This window comes from Candidatus Saccharimonadia bacterium, from assembly GCA_035544015.1.
In the GTDB taxonomy this organism is placed as follows: domain Bacteria; phylum Patescibacteriota; class Saccharimonadia; order UBA4664; family UBA4664; genus UBA5169.
This window is the reverse complement of sequence record DATKIP010000060.1, coordinates 1-2,012: the sequence shown is the minus strand read 5'-3', so window position 1 is coordinate 2,012 and position 2,012 is coordinate 1. Positions and strand designations below refer to the sequence as shown.

The following is a 2,012-nucleotide window of genomic DNA, read 5'->3' as shown; positions in this document are numbered from 1 at the left end:
CTAATATCTACGTACCTATGTATATGTGCCCGCCTTATTCTACGCCAAGCAAAAAGTTAGTGTCTGCGGATGTATGTAGCTTTGAACCGGTTCAACCGGTTCAGGACGATGTAAAAATTAATGGGTCTTCGCGGAATCGAGTGGGTAAATTTGAGGGCTTGAAAGGTCGTAAAGCGAGGTATTTCAGGGATCTTTTGCATTTTTGCCGGGTTCAAAATCTGGCACAAATGCTAGATGGCAAGGATATCGAAACGTCTTCGGCGGCTTTGGGATACGTATTCATTTGAGGGCTTTCGCGCGGAGCCGGTAGTGCGCGGAGTTTTCGGCGATCCGAAGGTTCGCATCGTCACTTTGAAACGGCGGTCAAAAAAACGTCGTGTGGATGCTGTGGCCGCGTCCAGATCGGGTGGTACGACCGCAAAATCCGGCAGGTGCGTGACCTGTCCTGCGGGGACATGCGAATATTGCTTGAACTGGAGGTGCGGCGCATTGATTGCCGTAGCTGCGGCAAGGTGAAACAGGAACGGCTCGACTTTCTGGCAAACAACCCGTTCTACACCAAGCGCTTTGCGTATTTTGTCGGCCGCCGTTGCCGACAGGCGTCGATCTCGGATGTTGCGAAGGAATTGGCGCTTGATTGGCACACCGTCAAGGCGCTGGAGATGCAATACATGAAGGCGCAGCTCGCACGCGCAGGCACGCCGGGTCCCCTGGCCATCGGGATCGACGAGATTGCGATCCGCAAGGGTCATACCTATCGGATCGTGGTCAGCGATCTTCTGCGGCGTCGACCGATCTGGTTTGGCGGCGAGGACCGATCGGAAGCCAGCATGGCGCAGTTCTACGCCTGGCTTGGCAAGAAGAAGAGCGCGTGTATTCGCCTTGCTGTGATGGACATGTGGAAGCCGTTTCGGGTGGCGACGGGTGCGCATGCGCCGAAAGCCGCGATTTTATTCGACAAGTTCCACGTCATGCGTCATCTCGGCGAGGCGCTCGATACCGTCCGCAAGAGCGAATATGCGCGGCTTGCGGGCCGCGACCGACGCTATATCAAAGGCCAGAAATACACTTTGCTCTCGCGGCGGGAGAACCTCACGCTCGACGGCAAGAAAGCATTGAAGACTTTGCTCGCCGCCAACAAGCGGCTCAACACCGCCTATCTGCTCAAGGAGAGCTTCGGCCAGCTTTGGGACTACGAGCGCGAAGCTTGGGCACGGCGCTTCTTCGAGAACTGGCGATCAGGCCTGAAGTGGCAGCGGCTCAAGCCTTATGAGAAGTTTGCAGCCATGATCGAACGCCATTGGGACGGCATCGCCGCCTATTGCCGGCCTGAGAACAAGGTATCACTCGGCTTTGTCGAGGGCCTCAACAACAAGATTCGCGTCATCCAGCGGCGTGCTTACGGCCTCAAAAACGAGGAATACTTCCGCCTCAAAGTCCTCACCTGCATGTTGCCGGAACTATAACGGCCCCTGGCGGATCGGGTCCCCCGACACGCTCGATCATGCCGTCGTGCTCGCAGCCGTCAAGGACGCCTCGCGCCGCTGAAGCGGTGGCCCGAAGGCGGGCCATCCTTGACCGCCGCTGCGCGCGTCGGCATATCGCGCGTGCAGGTCGGGACGGAAGGATGGTGCCGATCGAACAGAAGGATTGGACCGAAGAAGACAGAGCCTCTCGAAACTAGGCCAAAATCACCCACTCGATTCCACGAAGAGGCATAAAGCTATTTCCTTGGATTCTTCTGGTTTGGGACTGACAAACAGTAACTCGCAACCGGCCCGACAGACGGTTACGAGGCACTTTCAAGAGAATTGCTAAGAGGCTTGCACCAAATCCGTGATTTTGGGTGCGGCGAAAAGTCTTGCGCAATGTCGGCTTGTGGATTTTCGCCGTCGCGTTGCGGCCGACACGTGATCCGCATCGAATGCATCAGCGCTCGCGACCCCCTGGACCAGATCGATATCCGCTTCCAGAACCGAAGCCCTGGATTCTTGCTTTGACGCGCTTTCTTC

The 2,012-nt window shown here is 56.7% G+C and carries 2 protein-coding genes and 1 pseudogene; 2 read left to right on the top strand and 1 reads right to left on the bottom strand.

Features of this window, described 5'->3' with window-relative positions; all coding sequences use genetic code 11:
• On the top strand, window positions 1-287 hold a 287-nt coding region (locus VMT30_02940; GenBank protein ID HVQ43897.1), incomplete at its 5' end, for a hypothetical protein.
• Between the two features lie 78 nt (window positions 288-365).
• Window positions 366-1,466 (top strand): annotated as a pseudogene (locus VMT30_02935) (ISL3 family transposase).
• A 348-nt stretch (window positions 1,467-1,814) separates the two neighbouring features.
• On the opposite strand, the gene VMT30_02930 reads toward VMT30_02935, so the two are convergent.
• Window positions 1,815-2,012, bottom strand: a 198-nt coding sequence (locus VMT30_02930; protein ID HVQ43896.1) for a hypothetical protein, incomplete at its 5' end; no start/stop codon positions are given.